Genomic DNA, 15,948 nt, shown 5'->3' with positions numbered 1-15,948 from the left:
CGCCATTGCTGGTCACAATCCAGACAGCTTTTGCGTGATTGCTTAGAATCTGTGCACAAATGGAGCGATGTCCGGCACGCTGACGGTGGTAGACGCTTTAAGCTGCGGCGTTCCCAGATAGAGGAAACCCACCACTTCGTCTTGCTCACGGCACTTAAGTGCGTCACGCACGGCTTCACTTTCAGTCCAGATTCCTGTGCGCCAGATTCCGTTGTAACCCTGCGCCACTGCCGCCATCTGCATCGCCATAACGGCGCAACCCGCAGAGACCACCTGCTCCCAGACCGGGACTTTGTGATTGTCATCGCAATGCGCGACGACCGCGATAATCATTGGTGCGCGGAACGGAGCGGTGCGCGCTTTTTCAATGCCCTTTTCGTCTTGCTCTTCAGCGATGGCAGCCTGTTCCATCACTTTGCTAAAGCGCTCACGCCCTTCGCCTTCGATGACGGTGAAACGCCACGGCTGTAATGTCCCGTGGTCCGGGGCACGCATACCCGCACGAATAATGTTATCCAGGACATCGCCTGCGGGAGCAGGTTCTACCAGGCGGGAAGCGCTGCGACGGTTAAGTAGTAGTTCGAGTGCATCCATTTGAAAACTCCTGTCATGATTTTTAACGGCAAAACTAACACAGCAGGTGAATTTGTTACAGCGCAGGGCAGATTTCCTACTGACTTTCGCCCTGGAGGTATTTAGGATAGCGGTAACTTTGGCTGTCACACGCAGCTTGCCAGAAATAACGGAGTATTCATGCGCACCATTGGGCGATTTGTTGCCGGTTTTTTTAAGTGGACCTGGCGTCTGCTTAACTTTATTCGAGAGTTTATTCTCAACCTGTTTTTAGTGCTGTTGGTTCTGGTCGGCGTTGGCATCTGGATGCAGCTTAACAGCGCCCCTGCCGAACCTGCACGGGGTGCGTTGCTGCTGGATATTACCGGTGTGGTTGTCGATAAACCTTCGGTAAGTAATAAGCTGGGCGTGATTGGCCGCCAGTTGCTGGGTGCCAGTTCTGACCGCTTGCAGGAAAACTCGCTGTTTGATGTGGTCGATACCATTCGCCAGGCTAAAGATGACCGCAACATCACCGGGATTGTGCTGGACTTAAAAGAGTTCGCGGGTGGTGATCAGCCTTCGATGCAATATATCGGCAAAGCACTGCGTGAATTCCGCGACAGCGGCAAACCGGTTTACGCCGTGGGTGACAGCTATAACCAGGGGCAATATTACCTGGCAAGTTTCGCCAATAAAATCTGGCTCTCACCGCAAGGCATGGTGGATTTACACGGTTTTGCAACAAACTCCCTGTATTACAAAACGCTGCTGGATAAGCTGAAAGTCTCCACGCACATCTTCCGCGTCGGCACCTATAAGTCTGCCGTGGAACCGTATATTCGTGACGATATGTCCCCTGCTGCGCGTGAAGCCGATAGCCGCTGGATTGGTGAGCTGTGGCAAAACTATCTCGCAACGATTGCCGCTAACCGCCAGATAACGCCTGCTCAGGTATTCCCTGGTGCGCAAGGTCTGCTTGATAGCCTGCAAAAACTCGGTGGTGATACAGCAAAATACGCGCTGGATAACAAGCTGGTAGATGAACTGGCCAGCAGCGCCACCATGGATAAAGCCATGGTGAAACAGTTTGGCTGGAACAAAGAAAACAAAGATTTCAGCTACACCAGTATGTATGACTACGTGGTGAAAAAACCGGCTGATACCGGCGATGCCATTGCTGTCATCATCGCCAATGGCGCAATTATGGATGGTGAAGAAACGCCAGGCCAGGTAGGCGGTGATACCACTGCAATGCAAATTCGCGAAGCGCGTCTTGACCCTAAAGTGAAGGCAATTGTGCTGCGTGTTAACAGCCCTGGCGGCAGCGTTACGGCGTCAGAAGTGATTCGTGATGAACTGGAAGCCGCGCGTGCGGCGGGCAAACCTCTCGTGGTTTCGATGGGCGGAATGGCAGCATCAGGCGGCTACTGGATTTCAACTCCAGCCAATTATATCGTCGCCAGCCCGAACACCCTGACCGGCTCGATTGGTATTTTTGGCGTGATCAATACCGTTGAAAATAGTCTTGATTCGATTGGCGTTCATACCGATGGCGTGGCAACTTCGCCATTAGCGGATGTGGCGGTGACGAAATCGTTACCACCGGAAGTTCAGCAGATGATGCAGTTGACCATCGAAAATGGCTATAAGCGCTTTGTTAATCTGGTGGCGGATTCGCGTAAGAAGACTCCAGAGCAAATTGATGCCATCGCACAAGGTCATGTCTGGACCGGCCAGGATGCAAAAGCGAACGGTCTGGTCGATAGCCTCGGTGATTTCGATGATGCCGTAGCGAAAGCGGCAGAACTGGCGAAGCTGAAAACATGGCACCTGGATTTCTGGCAGGATGACCCGAGCTTTATCGATATGGTGTTCGATAGCATGAGCGGTTCCGTGCGCGCCATGTTGCCGCAAGCGTTGCAGGCATATTTGCCCGCGCCGCTGGCTGATGCTGCGTTAGCCGTTAAAGCGCAAAACGATAAGTTTGGCACCATGAATGACCCGCAAAACCGTTACGCTTTCTGCCTCACTTGTGGCGATGTGCGATAATTCATAACTTCCCGGGTGGATGAGCGTCGCGCCGTCCACCGCTTTTTAAGGCGGGTGACACTTCGTTTACCCGCCCTATATTGCTGATGTGAAACCATTCCATGCAAAAGAAATCCATCTACGTTGCCTATACCGGCGGTACTATCGGTATGCAACGATCTGAACACGGTTACATTCCCGTTTCCGGGCACCTGCAACGCCAGTTGGCGTTGATGCCAGAATTCCACCGCCAGGAAATGCCTGATTTCACCATTCATGAATATCAGCCGCTGATGGACTCCTCGGATATGACCCCCGAGGACTGGCAGCACATCGCCGATGACATCAAAGCGCATTACGACGAATACGACGGTTTCGTGATTTTGCACGGCACTGACACGATGGCATTCACCGCCTCAGCGCTGTCGTTCATGCTGGAAAATCTCAGCAAGCCCGTGATTGTGACCGGCTCACAGATCCCATTAGCTGAATTGCGCTCGGATGGGCAGATTAACCTGCTCAACTCTTTATATGTGGCGGCAAATTTCCCGATTAATGAAGTCACATTGTTCTTTAATAATCGTCTGTATCGCGGCAACCGCACCACCAAAGCGCACGCTGACGGTTTCGATGCTTTTGCCTCACCCAATTTGGCACCGTTGCTTGAAGCGGGAATTCACATTCGCCGCCTGAATACGCCACCTGCGCCGCACGGTGAAGGAGAACTGATCGTTCACCCGATTACACCGCAGCCGATTGGCGTGGTAACGATTTATCCGGGCATTTCGGCAGATGTGGTCGGTAACTTCTTACGCCAGCCGGTAAAAGCGTTGATATTGCGTTCCTATGGCGTGGGCAATGCGCCACAGCACGGCGCGTTCCTCAAGGAGTTACAAGAAGCCTCTTCACGCGGCATTGTGGTGGTAAATCTCACGCAATGTATGTCCGGGAAAGTGAATATGGGGGGTTATGCCACAGGTAATGCGCTGGCTCAGGCAGGCGTTATCAGTGGCTATGATATGACGGTAGAGGCCACGCTGACTAAACTTCATTATTTGCTTAGCCAGAATCTCGACGTGCAGGCCATACGCGAAGCGATGTCGCTTAACTTACGTGGCGAACTCACTCCAGATGAGTAAGGAGAAACCATGAAACGTGCTTTGTTATTGGTTGATTTACAAAATGATTTTTGTGCCGGTGGCGCACTCGCAGTCCCGGAAGGTGATAGCACGATTGATCTCGCTAACACCTTGATAAGCTACTGCAAAGCAAAGGGTGATGTCGTGGTTGCAACCCAGGACTGGCACCCCGCCAATCATGGGAGTTTTGCCAGCGTTCAGCGAACCGAACCGTTTTCACAGGGGAAACTCGATGGACTTCGCCAAACCTGGTGGCCGGATCATTGCGTGCAGGACAGCGAAGGGGCAAAGCTCCATCCTTTGCTCAATACTCATGAAATAGAGGCTGTTTTTCAAAAAGGTGAAAACCCGCAGATTGATAGCTACAGCGCGTTTTTCGATAACGGGCATCGTCAGAAAACTCAGCTCGATGACTGGCTCTACCGCAATGAGATTAAACAGCTCGTGGTAATTGGCCTGGCGACGGACTATTGCGTGAAGTTCACCGTGCTCGACGCCCTGTCGCTCGGTTATGAAGTCACAGTGATTACAGATGGCTGCCGCGCGGTGAATCTGCATCCTCAGGATGGTCTGCGAGCGTACCAGGATATGTCTGCCGCTGGCGCAACGCTAATGACACTGGCTGATTTTACTTACTAAATTACTGACCCGGCTCCCCAGGGCGTGAAAGCGCCCTCCTTTCTTTATTCGATTCCGCTCTCATTCTTAACTTTTATTGCTCGCTCATTTCTGAGAGCGCTCTCATAATGAATTTGTTTATTAATGCAGCAACTTAGCTGCGTTTATTTTGCCTTCCGTTCCCTCTGGTTACTGAAGGCTTGCTCGTCAAAGAGGAACTACCCTATGGTCTTCACGCGTAAACTGCTGCCGTTACTGGCAGTGATACAGATCGCTTGTGCCGGTGTGGCTCAGGCAAGCTCTTACCTCTCAGTCGGTTATTTCAACGGTGGAGGCGACGTCACAGCCGGACCGGGCGGCGATATAGATAAACTCGATGTGCGCCAGATAACGCACCTCAACTATTCGTTCGGTCTGATTTATAACGATGAAAAAGACGAAACAAACCCTGCCCTGAAGGATGCGTCGAAACTGCATCAGATTTGGCTGTCACCGAAAGTGATGGCCGATCTGGAAAAGATCCCCGATCTGCGTAAACAGAACCCTTCCCTGAAAGTGCTGCTATCGGTTGGCGGTTGGGGCGCGCGTGGCTTCTCAGGTGCTGCGGCGACACCAGAAAACCGTGCGATATTTATCCGCTCGGCGCAGGAAGTGATTAAACGCTACGGGCTGGATGGCATCGATCTTGACTGGGAGTATCCGGTGAATGGGGCGTGGGGTTTGGTGAATAGCCTGCCGGAGGATAAAGCGAACTTCACTGCGCTACTCAACGAACTGCGGGCCGCGTTAGGTAAAGAAAAACTCCTGACCATCGCCGTGGGCGCTAACGTGAAAAGTCCAACCGAGTGGGTGGATGTAAAAGCCATTGCGCCAGCGCTGGATTACATCAATCTGATGACCTACGACATGGCGTATGGCACGCAATATTTTAACGCCAATCTTTATGATTCAAAAACCTGGCCAACCGTGGCCGCCGCAGATAACTACAACGTTAACTTTGTCGTTGATAACTACATTAAAGCCGGTTTGAAACCTGCGCAGATGAACCTGGGAATTGGCTTCTACGGGCGAATCCCTAAACGTGCAACCGAACCAGGCATTGATTGGGATAAACCAGACGCCGCCAAAAACCCGGTGACACAGCCCTATTTCGGCGATGCCGAGAAAGCCTTGTTTATGTCTATGGGCGTTGACCTGACTAAAGACAGTTATATGAAATACAACGATATTGTCAGCAAACTGCTTAACGATCCCCAAAAGCGCTTTACGGAAAACTGGGATAACGATGCGCATGTTCCGTATCTGACCATTAAGTCTGCTGAAGGCAAAGATCTGTTCGCTATTTCGTATGAGAACCCACGTTCTGTGGCAATCAAGGCGGAGTACATCAAAGCGAAAGGATTAGGCGGTGCAATGTTCTGGGAGTACGGCGCGGATGACAACAATAAACTGGCGAAAGAGTTAGCCAAAGATTTAGGCATTAAAACCGAGCATTAATAAATCAGCGTGTATGGCGGGCAACGCAATGTTACCCGCCTTTTCAAATTCAGAGCTTCACTGTCACAATCGGTGCAGGCTCAATGCCAAACTCTGCTTTAAGTTGCTGCTTACTCTTCATCACGATATTGCCATCGGTGCCAATGGTCATATGTTGCGGGTCAGTGTTGTGGCGCGTCTGCCACATCATCACCAGTTGCAGGCTGTTCTCTTTTTGGTCAGGAGTCAGCGCCACACCGTCAGGCCATTTTCCCAGCTCAACAGCGGTCACCAGACGTTGATAAACTTCCGGTGTCATTGTGTCTAACATTTCGTCCAGGTTCATCATGCGGCAAGTTCCTGTGGAATAATTTGCTGAATCGATTTTTCAACCTTCAGTTTGTTCACCGTTTTTATCATCAGTGAAGTTTAACGAGGCTGAGTTTACGCAGTAGCGCTCACCGGTAGGCTGCGGACCGTCGGGGAATACATGCCCTAAATGCGCCTCACAGTTGCTGCAACGGATCTCAACACGTTCCATACCATGTGAAAAATCTTTGATATAGCGGATAGCGTCGTCGCTCACTGGCTCGTAGAAGCTAGGCCAGCCGCAGCCTGAGTCATATTTGGACTCTGACATAAAGAGCGGTGCATCACAGACCAGGCAATGATAGACACCATCACGTTTGTTATGCAGTAAACGCCCAGAAAACGGTGGCTCAGTGCCATGTTTCTGCGTGACATAGAACTGCATTTCAGACAGGTTTTTTTTAGATGAATCAGGAGGTAATTGATTAGCCATATGCGTACATCTCGTGCCGTGGGTACTGTAACTGATAACAGCATGATTCTAACAAAAAATTAACAACGCCGTGCTCTTTTTTGTTCTAAACTTAGCCCTGAATTTCTAACGCAGCGTCAATTGTGATCGCCGTCACATTCTTGTTGGAATTGATCTTTAAAATTCCTCGCATCGTCCCCATTTGGATAAAGAGCCAAAAGGGAAGCGCGAGGCGGTTCAGTCGTTCAAATGATGTCCATAGGATTGATTTGTCGCAATGATTGACACGATTCCGCTTGACGCTGAGTAAGGTTTTTGTAATTTTACAGGCAACCTTTTATTCACTAACAAATAGCTGGTGGAATATATGACTATCAAAGTAGGTATCAACGGTTTTGGCCGTATCGGCCGTATTGTTTTCCGTGCTGCTCAGGAACGTTCTGACATCGAGATCGTTGCAATCAACGACCTGTTAGACGCTGAATACATGGCTTACATGCTGAAGTACGACTCAACTCACGGTCGTTTCAACGGCACTGTAGAAGTCAAAGACGGCCACCTGGTTGTTAACGGCAAAACTATCCGTGTTACCGCAGAACGTGACCCGGCTAACCTGAAATGGAACGAAGTTAACGTTGACGTAGTTGCTGAAGCAACTGGTCTGTTCCTGACAGATGAGACCGCTCGTAAGCACATCACCGCTGGCGCGAAAAAGGTTGTTCTGACTGGTCCTTCTAAAGACAGCACTCCTATGTTCGTTCGTGGTGCTAACTTCGAAAAATATGCTGGCCAGGATATCGTTTCTAACGCATCTTGCACCACTAACTGCCTGGCTCCACTGGCTAAAGTTATCAACGACAACTTCGGTATCGTTGAAGGCCTGATGACCACTGTTCACGCAACTACCGCTACTCAGAAAACTGTTGATGGCCCGTCTCACAAAGACTGGCGCGGCGGCCGTGGCGCAGCTCAGAACATCATCCCTTCTTCTACCGGTGCTGCTAAAGCTGTAGGCGTTGTACTGCCAGAGCTGAACGGTAAAATCACTGGTATGGCGTTCCGCGTTCCAACTCCAAACGTGTCTGTTGTTGACCTGACCGTTCGTCTGGAAAAAGCTGCGACCTACGAAGAAATCAAGAAAGCAATGAAAGCGGCTTCTGAAGGCGCGATGAAAGGCGTTCTGGGTTACACCGAAGACGACGTTGTTTCTACTGACTTCAACGGCGAAATCTGTACTTCTGTGTTCGATGCTAAAGCGGGTATCGCACTGAACGACAACTTTGTGAAACTGGTTTCCTGGTACGACAACGAAACTGGCTACTCTCACAAAGTACTGGATCTGATTGCTCACATCTCCAAATAAGTTGAGATGAGTCATTAATCCTGAAGGGCGACTGTGGTCGCCCTTTTTTTTCGCCTTTGATCGATAGGTTGAACAAATGATTAATAAAATTTTTGCCCTTCCGGTTATTGAACAAATTACTCCGTCCGTGTCTCTTCGCAAGATTGACGAGCTGGAAGCTATCGTGGTCGACCATCCACAAGCTCGCGGTTCCTTTACTTTACAAGGCGCACACCTTTTGTCGTGGAAGCCTGCTGGTGAAGAAGAAGTACTGTGGTTGAGCGACAATACGCCTTTCCAGAACGGCAAAGCTATTCGCGGTGGCGTGCCAATCTGCTGGCCATGGTTTGGCCCAGGCGCACAAGCCGATCTGCCAGCACACGGTTTTGCGCGTAATCTGCCATGGGCATTGACTGCACATAATGAAGATGAAAGCGGTGTTTCACTGACTTTCGAACTGCAAAGCAGCGATGCCACTCGCAAATACTGGCCACATGACTTTACCCTGTATGCACGTTACAAGCTGGGTAAAACCTGTGAGATGGAACTGGAAGCACACGGCGAGTTTGAAGTGAACTCTGCACTGCACACTTACTTCAATGTTGGCGATATTGCTGATGTGAAAGTGAGCGGGCTGGGCAACAAATATATCGATAAAGTGCTGAATGCTTCTCTCGGCCAGTTAACCGACGGCGTGCAAACTTTCCCGGACCGTACCGACCGCGTCTATCTGGAGCCAGAAGAGTGCAGCGTAATTCACGATGCGAGCCTGAACCGCAGCATTGATGTGATTCATCATCACCATATCAACGTCGTTGGCTGGAACCCAGGCCCGGCTCTGTCTGTCTCTATGGCTGATATGCCAGACGAAGGCTATAAAACTTTCGTGTGCATCGAAACGGCATGCGCCAGTGCACCGCAAAAAGCAACGGCAGATAAGCCAGCGCGTTTAGCGGCAACACTGCGTGTAGCGAAAAAAGCTTAAACCATATCTAAAGGCGTTTTGCGGCCCGGTGCCGGAAACGCCTTTTCCATCAGCTCAATCTCTTCCTGACTCAACTCAATCTCCAGCGCTGCAGCATTTTCTTTTACATGCGCCACAGTTCCCGCTTTTGGAATCGCGATAACACTATCATGGTGAATGACCCAGGCTAAGAGCAGTTGCGCAACCGTCGCGCCTTTATGATTCGCGAGTTGGTTAAGTACCGGATGATTCATCAACCCGCTACGCAAACGCCCGGCCTGCGCTAATGGGCAATATGCCATAACCGGCATACGTTGCTGCTGGCTCCACGGCAATAAGTCATATTCAATGCCGCGCGAAGCAAGATGGTAAAGCACCTGATTGGTGGCGCACTCGTGCCCGCCTGCCACATTCCACAGTTCCTGCATATCGCTGTAGTCGAGGTTGGATACACCCCAACGGCGAATTTTGCCCTGAGCCACAAGGTGTTGCATCACACTGACGGTTTCTTCAAGCGGGATATCCCCACGCCAGTGCAATAAATAGAGATCGAGATAATCGGTTTTCAACCGTTTGAGGCTATTTTCGCAGGCAGTGATGGCGCTCTGCTCTCCTGCATTCCACGGGTATACTTTCGAGACCAGGAAAACCTCATCTCGCCTGCCGCTGATGGCCTCTCCAACCACTTTCTCGGCGCTGCCATTGGCATACATTTCAGCGGTGTCGATTAGCGTTAACCCGAGATCTATCCCCGCTCGCAGTGCATTCACCTCATCTGTATGGTGCGCTGCGTGCTCACCCATGTACCAGGTTCCCTGCCCGATTGCGGGTAAGAGTTGTGAATCAGAAAAGAGAATTTGTTTTGCCATGACATCCCTCCAAAACTGTTGCACCACAATAATGCAAACGGGGCGCAAGCGCCCCGCATCAATACATTAACTGCACTATCAGAAACTATACGTGATTCCGGTCATTAAAACGCCGGTCCACTCTTTATCAACCATTGGGCTGTTCGTGACTTCATCCGCCAGGCGAATGTAGCGGCCCATACCAAACACGTTCCAGTTATCTGTCAGTTTGTAGTTAACAGATAACTCAACATACGGCGCCCAACTATCATCTGGATCATAAGAATTTAAGCCGCTGCGCGCGGATTCATTCTTGCTGATACCATAATAGTATTCGTTCTGGTTTTCACTGCTCCACGTAATCCCGATACCCGGCGTTAAGGTCAATCGGTCAGTAGTGTAGCGATACAACCATGCGGTGTCCCACGTCACACCATTGCTGTTATCCAGCGTGTCACCCGCGAGTACCGTGCGCAAGAAACCATATTGCGTGTAATGGGCGTAAGACAGTCCCGCCATCAGTGTCGCGTAGCGGTTACTCAACTGGCGCATACTATGAAGATTGCTGTCTTTCGCGCGGAAAAAGAGCGGTGAATAGTATGCCGTGATAGACAGCTTGTCGGTCTGGTCATTCCACAGGTAATAACCCGCAGTCAGGCCACGCAGATAAAAATTATCCCCTTCATAACCCACCATCGGCACAGGATAAACACGGTCCTGATCGCCTTTGTACAAGTTCGGTGTGACCAGGGCTGCCGCCCCTAAAGACCATGGGCCGTCAGCGGCGTGAACAGCAGAAAAAGATGAGGCAATTAGCGCCCCCAATGTAAGAATTTTGAATTTGCTCACAATCCATTAAGTCCTTTAATCAAATAATCAGCGATGAGAGTGTAACCTTCCTTTCCATTCACCCCAAATTTTTTACGTTCCAGAAACCTCCGATTAACCATTCAACATCTCTCAAACAGGTTTCACTGATTTTTCAGTTTTATGAATCGCAGGTGAAACCCGCTGCTTCTCTTTACAACAAAAGGAGAAATAATTGGATGAGTTATTGATATGTCATTGAAATTGGCTTGCGGCCGTATGCAAGTTTTGCAAATGCCATCTACGCTTTATTTTAGGAAGATGAAATACGCTGAACGAGGCAATGAAAATGCCACTAATGAAGTTGGCATGAGGGTTGCTCGAGATTCAGGAGACGTCTTCCGGGGGCCTCCATTACTCATACGAACGGCTCTCTAACCTGTGCTAAAAACGAAAGGACGGCATGCCATGAATATATTCGATCACTATCGCCAGCGTTATGAAGCTGCCAAGGACGAAGAGTTCACACTGCAGGAGTTTCTTGCTGTCTGTAAGCAAGATCGCAGTGCCTATGCTAATGCGGCAGAAAGGCTATTGATGGCCATCGGTGACCCCGTAATGGTGGATACTGCCACAGAGCCACGGCTGTCCCGTCTCTTTTCGAACCGGGTGATTTCCCGTTATCCGGCTTTTGAAGAGTTCTATGGCATGGAAGAAGCCATTGAACAAATTGTTGCCTATCTCAAACATGCGGCCCAGGGCCTGGAAGAGAAGAAACAGATTCTCTATTTACTGGGGCCTGTCGGTGGCGGTAAATCCTCGCTCGCTGAACGCCTGAAAGCGTTGATGCAGCGCGTGCCTATTTACACGCTCAGTGCCAATGGTGAACGCAGCCCGGTGAATGACCACCCGCTGTGTCTTTTCAATCCGCAAGAAGATGCCTCTATTCTTGAAAAAGAGTACGGCGTCCCAACCCGCTATCTCGGCACGATTATGTCGCCGTGGGCGGCAAAACGTCTGCATGAATTTGGTGGCGACATCACCAAGTTCCGCGTGGTGAAAGTCTGGCCGTCGATTCTGGCGCAAATCGCGATTGCCAAAACTGAACCCGGTGATGAGAACAACCAGGATATCTCGGCGCTGGTCGGTAAAGTGGATATCCGCAAACTGGAAAACCATGCGCAAAACGATCCGGATGCTTACGGTTATTCCGGCGCACTGTGCCGTGCAAACCAGGGCATCATGGAATTCGTGGAGATGTTCAAAGCCCCAATTAAAGTGCTCCACCCGTTGCTGACCGCAACCCAGGAGGGGAACTATAACGGGACCGAAGGCATTTCCGCCCTGCCGTTTAACGGTATTATTCTGGCGCACTCGAACGAATCCGAATGGGTAACGTTCCGTAACAACAAAAACAATGAGGCGTTCCTTGACCGTGTTTACATCGTCAAAGTGCCTTATTGCCTGCGGATTTCCGAAGAGATCAAAATCTACGAAAAACTGCTCACCCACAGCGAATTGTTACACGCGCCATGTGCCCCAGGCACATTGGAAACGCTGTCGCGATTCTCGATTTTGTCGCGCCTGAAAGAGCCAGAAAACTCCAGCATTTACTCCAAAATGCGGGTCTACGACGGCGAAAGTCTGAAGGATACCGATCCGAAAGCGAAATCCTACCAGGAGTATCGTGATTACGCCGGTGTGGACGAAGGCATGAACGGGCTATCGACACGTTTTGCGTTCAAAATCCTCTCCCGCGTGTTCAACTTTGACCATGTGGAAGTGGCGGCAAACCCGGTGCATCTGTTCTATGTTCTGGAACAGCAAATCGAGCGCGAGCAGTTCCCGCAAGATGTGGCAGAGAAATACCTCGAGCATTTGAAAGGCTACCTGATCCCGAAATATGCTGAATTTATCGGGAAAGAGATTCAAACGGCGTATCTCGAATCTTACTCAGAGTACGGGCAAAACATTTTCGACCGTTATGTTACCTACGCTGACTTCTGGATTCAGGATCAGGAGTACCGCGATCCGGATACCGGTCAGTTGTTTGACCGCGAATCACTGAATGCGGAACTGGAAAAAATTGAAAAACCGGCTGGCATCAGCAATCCGAAAGATTTCCGTAATGAAATCGTCAACTTCGTATTGCGTGCCCGTGCCAACAATAATGGTCGTAACCCTAACTGGACCAGTTACGAGAAGCTGCGCACGGTTATCGAGAAGAAAATGTTCTCGAATACCGAAGAGTTGCTGCCCGTTATCTCGTTCAATGCCAAAACCTCGACCGACGAGCAGAAAAAACACGATGACTTTGTCGATCGTATGATGGAGAAAGGCTACACCCGTAAACAAGTTCGCCTGCTGTGCGAATGGTATCTGCGGGTACGCAAGTCTTCATAACGTCTGAGTCAAAGATGGGGCCACGCTCAGTGGCCCCCCTGCGCAGTTGGCAAAGAAGTTTGGGGGAACTATGGCCTATTTTATTGACAGGCGACTGAACGGCAAAAACAAAAGCGCGGTCAATCGCCAGCGCTTTTTGCGCCGTTATAAAGCACAGATTAAACAGTCGATTTCCGAGGCCATCAACAAGCGTTCGGTAACCGACGTGGACAGCGGCGAGTCCGTCTCTATCCCAAGTGAAGACATCAGCGAACCGATGTTTCATCAAGGGCGTGGCGGGCTGCGTCATCGTGTTCACCCAGGTAACGATCACTTTGTGCAGAATGACCGTATCGAGCGCCCACAGGGCGGCGGCGGTGGTTCAGGTGGCGGCCAGGGCCAGGCAAGTCAGGATGGTGAAGGCCAGGACGAATTCGTTTTCCAAATCTCAAAAGACGAATATCTCGACTTACTGTTTGAAGACCTGGCCTTGCCGAATCTGAAAAAGAATCAGCATCGCCAGATTACCGAGTTTAAATCACATCGCGCTGGCTACACCTCGAATGGCGTACCGGCCAATATCAGCGTAGTCCGTTCGCTACAAAACTCTCTGGCTCGTCGCACTGCGATGACCGCCGGAAAACGTCGCCAGTTGCATGAGCTGGAAGACAGTCTTGAAACCGTGAGCAACAGTGAACCCGCTCAGTTGCTTGAAGAAGAACGCTTGCGCAAAGAGATCGCCGAACTGCGCGAGAAAATTGCCCGCGTGCCGTTTATCGACACCTTCGATTTACGCTACAAAAATTACGAAAAACGCCCGGAGCCTTCGAGCCAGGCTGTCATGTTTTGTTTAATGGACGTTTCTGGCTCGATGGATCAGGCGACCAAAGATATGGCAAAACGCTTTTACATCTTGCTCTATCTTTTCCTGAGCCGAACCTACAAAAACGTGGAGGTGGTTTATATTCGCCACCACACCCAGGCCAAAGAAGTGGATGAACATGAGTTCTTTTACTCCCAGGAAACGGGTGGCACGATTGTCTCTAGTGCCCTGAAATTAATGGATGAAGTGGTAAAAGAACGTTATGACCCGGCGCTGTGGAATATCTACGCTGCGCAAGCGTCTGATGGTGATAACTGGGCAGATGATTCACCGCTGTGTCACGAACTACTGGCGAAAAAAAATACTGCCGATGGTGCGTTATTATAGCTACATCGAAATAACCCGCCGCGCCCACCAGACGCTGTGGCGCGAATATGAGGATTTGCAATCAACGTTTGATAACTTCGCAATGCAGCATATTCGCGACCAGGATGATATCTATCCTGTCTTCCGTGAGCTATTCCAGAAACAGTCTAGCCACTCTTACAATTAGCTCTGATAACTCTGCAAAAATTAGCCTGGTAAGTAATATTACCCGGCTAATTCTTTGCACCATATATCAAACATCCTTTCTTGCCTGTGATAAAATTCGCCATAAATCATCATGGACTCTTGCTCGAGTTTTATTATCATGACCTTAAAGCACAAGATGCTACGCGGTTTAATTTCTCTTGGTGTTATTGCCTTCACTTCAACATTTTTTATCTTCGAAATGATGAATAGCTACCGCTCAATGAATGCCTACATGCATTATATTATTGAGAAAGCCGAATCCACATTACTCTATGATAAATATCAAAATCAGAGCATAGCCAGTTTCTTAACGCGCAGTTTTAGCGCGCCAAAGCCGCCCGTAAGTGAGCAGAAAAACATCTGCACCAATGTTGAAAACCATGGTTCCTCCAACGGTATTTATCCCCCTCAACAACTCCATTCCCTGTTGATGGGAACCCTTATCACACTTGATTCGGACTGCTCTGGCTGGACACAGGATATCCCTCAACTCGCCGTGTTCGATAAAGCCATCGAATCAGTAGATATTCAAAATCGCAATGATAAAAAACCCACGTTTGATGTCGACCTATTTACATATTATGTTGATCTAAAATATAAATACATCTATACCACCTCGGATATTGATTTGGCTAATTTCAACCTGAGCAATCAGGACTTCCAGAAATATGATAAAATAAAGATGAATGCTACTGTTCTTAGCGGCTTTGAATCTATTAAAAAAACCACATCTGAGATTCAACATGATACCTTCAATAATAAAAACATCATGAGCATTATGTCTCCTGTTTATGTGGCTGGAGAATTAAAAGGGATTGTCGTAACTGAATACACCCTTAGCAATCTAAAAGATATTTTCTATCCTTATGACCGCCCACTGGTTTCCCGCAACCTGGATATCACTATTTTGGATACCCAAACCAACGATGAAATAATTGTCTTGCGCAGTAAAAAATCTATTTTCAATTATGTGAATTACTCGCATAACGTGGAATCAAGGTTGCAAATTCTGCTTTCCCTCGATGTGCTCTATTTTATTCTCTCGCTATGGAAAATCATTCTATTTTATGTATTTTCTACCGCAGTGTTATTGCATTTAGTTCGTATGCATTTCCGACACTATCATGACGTCAGCCGTGAAAACATCAGCGATACGATGACGGGTTTATACAACCGAAAAATACTTACAGGCGTACTCGAATCTCGTCTGCAACGTATCCTGGCAGTAAACTCTGCCGTCACTTTCATCGCGCTAGATTGTGACAAGCTAAAAATGCTCAATGACACCTGGGGGCATAAAGAAGGCGATAGAGCAATCATTACGCTGGCTAATGCAATTAAAGATGCCGTGCGGGTGAGTGATTATCCTGTTCGCTTAGGCGGGGATGAGTTCCTGATTATCTTGCTGGATTTTTCCCTCGCAGAGAGCCAAAAGCTCATTGAGCGTATAGAAGATCATATCAGAAAACATGATGATACTGGTCGTATCCACTTCTCCTGGGGTGCTGTAGCAATGAAACCCGGAGATACTCTTGATGATATGTATAAAGCCGCTGATGCTGCGCTATACATCAATAAAGCCGGAAAACATTGCTAGCAACATAGCTTGCGA

The 15,948-nt window shown here is 49.3% G+C and carries 13 protein-coding genes and 1 pseudogene; 9 read left to right on the top strand and 5 right to left on the bottom strand.

Annotated elements, in window-relative coordinates; all coding sequences use genetic code 11:
* Positions 1 to 42: 42 nt before the first annotated feature.
* The gene (locus tag GBAG_RS07580; protein WP_034494728.1) at positions 43 to 594 is read right to left on the bottom strand and encodes an NAD(P)H nitroreductase; all 552 of its coding nucleotides are present in this window, start codon (positions 592 to 594) and stop codon (positions 43 to 45) included.
* A gap of 159 nt (positions 595 to 753) precedes the next feature.
* Here GBAG_RS07580 and sppA point away from each other — a divergent pair, with 159 nt between their 5' ends.
* From sppA to chiD, 4 genes are all read left to right on the top strand, one after another.
* Positions 754 to 2,604 carry a signal peptide peptidase SppA gene (gene sppA, locus GBAG_RS07575; RefSeq protein ID WP_034494727.1) on the top strand — a complete coding sequence of 617 codons (1,851 nt, stop codon included), beginning with the start codon at positions 754 to 756 and terminating at the stop codon, positions 2,602 to 2,604.
* A gap of 101 nt (positions 2,605 to 2,705) precedes the next feature.
* Positions 2,706 to 3,722 (top strand): asparaginase, encoded by a 1,017-nt coding sequence (ansA, locus tag GBAG_RS07570; RefSeq protein ID WP_034494726.1) that lies wholly within the window; start codon positions 2,706 to 2,708, stop codon positions 3,720 to 3,722.
* 9 nt (positions 3,723 to 3,731) lie between these two features.
* Positions 3,732 to 4,361, top strand: coding sequence for a bifunctional nicotinamidase/pyrazinamidase (gene pncA, locus GBAG_RS07565; protein WP_034494725.1), 630 nt, complete (start codon positions 3,732 to 3,734; stop codon positions 4,359 to 4,361).
* A gap of 204 nt (positions 4,362 to 4,565) precedes the next feature.
* Positions 4,566 to 5,837, top strand: coding sequence for a chitinase ChiD (gene chiD, locus GBAG_RS07560; RefSeq protein ID WP_034494724.1), 1,272 nt, complete (start codon positions 4,566 to 4,568; stop codon positions 5,835 to 5,837).
* 49 nt (positions 5,838 to 5,886) lie between these two features.
* Here the strand turns inward: chiD and GBAG_RS07555 are convergent, their stop codons facing one another.
* Together GBAG_RS07555 and msrB are read right to left on the bottom strand one after the other, a co-directional pair.
* Complete coding sequence (locus GBAG_RS07555; protein WP_034494924.1) at positions 5,887 to 6,162, bottom strand: YeaC family protein; 276 nt, start codon at positions 6,160 to 6,162, stop codon at positions 5,887 to 5,889.
* Positions 6,163 to 6,204: 42 nt separating this feature from the next.
* Positions 6,205 to 6,618 carry a peptide-methionine (R)-S-oxide reductase MsrB gene (msrB, locus tag GBAG_RS07550; protein WP_034494723.1) on the bottom strand — a complete coding sequence of 138 codons (414 nt, stop codon included), beginning with the start codon at positions 6,616 to 6,618 and terminating at the stop codon, positions 6,205 to 6,207.
* Positions 6,619 to 6,964: 346 nt separating this feature from the next.
* Here msrB and gapA point away from each other — a divergent pair, with 346 nt between their 5' ends.
* On the top strand, positions 6,965 to 7,960 hold the full coding sequence (gene gapA, locus GBAG_RS07545) for a glyceraldehyde-3-phosphate dehydrogenase (protein ID WP_034494721.1): 996 nt from the start codon (positions 6,965 to 6,967) through the stop codon (positions 7,958 to 7,960).
* A gap of 76 nt (positions 7,961 to 8,036) precedes the next feature.
* Complete coding sequence (locus GBAG_RS07540; protein WP_034494719.1) at positions 8,037 to 8,924, top strand: D-hexose-6-phosphate mutarotase; 888 nt, start codon at positions 8,037 to 8,039, stop codon at positions 8,922 to 8,924.
* On the opposite strand, the gene GBAG_RS07535 is transcribed toward GBAG_RS07540, so the two are convergent.
* On the bottom strand, positions 8,921 to 9,772 hold the full coding sequence (locus GBAG_RS07535; protein ID WP_051873655.1) for an aldo/keto reductase: 852 nt from the start codon (positions 9,770 to 9,772) through the stop codon (positions 8,921 to 8,923). The two genes, GBAG_RS07540 and GBAG_RS07535, sit on opposite strands and share 4 nt — an antisense overlap.
* 78 nt (positions 9,773 to 9,850) lie before the next feature.
* On the bottom strand, positions 9,851 to 10,600 hold the full coding sequence (locus GBAG_RS07530) for a MipA/OmpV family protein (RefSeq protein WP_034494717.1): 750 nt from the start codon (positions 10,598 to 10,600) through the stop codon (positions 9,851 to 9,853).
* A gap of 426 nt (positions 10,601 to 11,026) precedes the next feature.
* On the opposite strand from GBAG_RS07530, the gene yeaG reads away from it, so the two are divergent.
* The 3 genes and pseudogenes from yeaG to dgcJ all read left to right on the top strand — a co-directional run bounded on the left by yeaG (position 11,027) and on the right by dgcJ (position 15,933).
* Positions 11,027 to 12,961, top strand: coding sequence for a protein kinase YeaG (gene yeaG / locus GBAG_RS07525; RefSeq protein WP_034494715.1), 1,935 nt, complete (start codon positions 11,027 to 11,029; stop codon positions 12,959 to 12,961).
* A 70-nt stretch (positions 12,962 to 13,031) separates the two neighbouring features.
* Positions 13,032 to 14,316: pseudogene (locus GBAG_RS07520) on the top strand (YeaH/YhbH family protein).
* A gap of 138 nt (positions 14,317 to 14,454) precedes the next feature.
* Positions 14,455 to 15,933 carry a diguanylate cyclase DgcJ gene (gene dgcJ, locus GBAG_RS07515; protein WP_034494714.1) on the top strand — a complete coding sequence of 493 codons (1,479 nt, stop codon included), beginning with the start codon at positions 14,455 to 14,457 and terminating at the stop codon, positions 15,931 to 15,933.
* The last annotated feature ends 15 nt before the right edge of the window (positions 15,934 to 15,948 follow it).

The sequence above is a fragment of the Buttiauxella agrestis ATCC 33320 genome, from assembly GCF_000735355.1.
Classification (GTDB): Bacteria; Pseudomonadota; Gammaproteobacteria; order Enterobacterales; family Enterobacteriaceae; genus Buttiauxella; species Buttiauxella agrestis.
The sequence above is the reverse complement of the archived record's forward strand: the minus strand, read 5'-3'. Positions and strand labels throughout refer to the sequence as shown.

Coding starts and splice junctions, on each gene's coding strand:
- GBAG_RS07580 (WP_034494728.1), bottom strand. CDS start 594: ATGGATGCACTCGAACTACTACTTAACCGTCGCAGCGCTTCCCGCCTG.
- sppA (WP_034494727.1), top strand. CDS start 754: ATGCGCACCATTGGGCGATTTGTTGCCGGTTTTTTTAAGTGGACCTGG.
- ansA (WP_034494726.1), top strand. CDS start 2,706: ATGCAAAAGAAATCCATCTACGTTGCCTATACCGGCGGTACTATCGGT.
- pncA (WP_034494725.1), top strand. CDS start 3,732: ATGAAACGTGCTTTGTTATTGGTTGATTTACAAAATGATTTTTGTGCC.
- chiD (WP_034494724.1), top strand. CDS start 4,566: ATGGTCTTCACGCGTAAACTGCTGCCGTTACTGGCAGTGATACAGATC.
- GBAG_RS07555 (WP_034494924.1), bottom strand. CDS start 6,162: ATGAACCTGGACGAAATGTTAGACACAATGACACCGGAAGTTTATCAA.
- msrB (WP_034494723.1), bottom strand. CDS start 6,618: ATGGCTAATCAATTACCTCCTGATTCATCTAAAAAAAACCTGTCTGAA.
- gapA (WP_034494721.1), top strand. CDS start 6,965: ATGACTATCAAAGTAGGTATCAACGGTTTTGGCCGTATCGGCCGTATT.
- GBAG_RS07540 (WP_034494719.1), top strand. CDS start 8,037: ATGATTAATAAAATTTTTGCCCTTCCGGTTATTGAACAAATTACTCCG.
- GBAG_RS07535 (WP_051873655.1), bottom strand. CDS start 9,772: ATGGCAAAACAAATTCTCTTTTCTGATTCACAACTCTTACCCGCAATC.
- yeaG (WP_034494715.1), top strand. CDS start 11,027: ATGAATATATTCGATCACTATCGCCAGCGTTATGAAGCTGCCAAGGAC.
- dgcJ (WP_034494714.1), top strand. CDS start 14,455: ATGACCTTAAAGCACAAGATGCTACGCGGTTTAATTTCTCTTGGTGTT.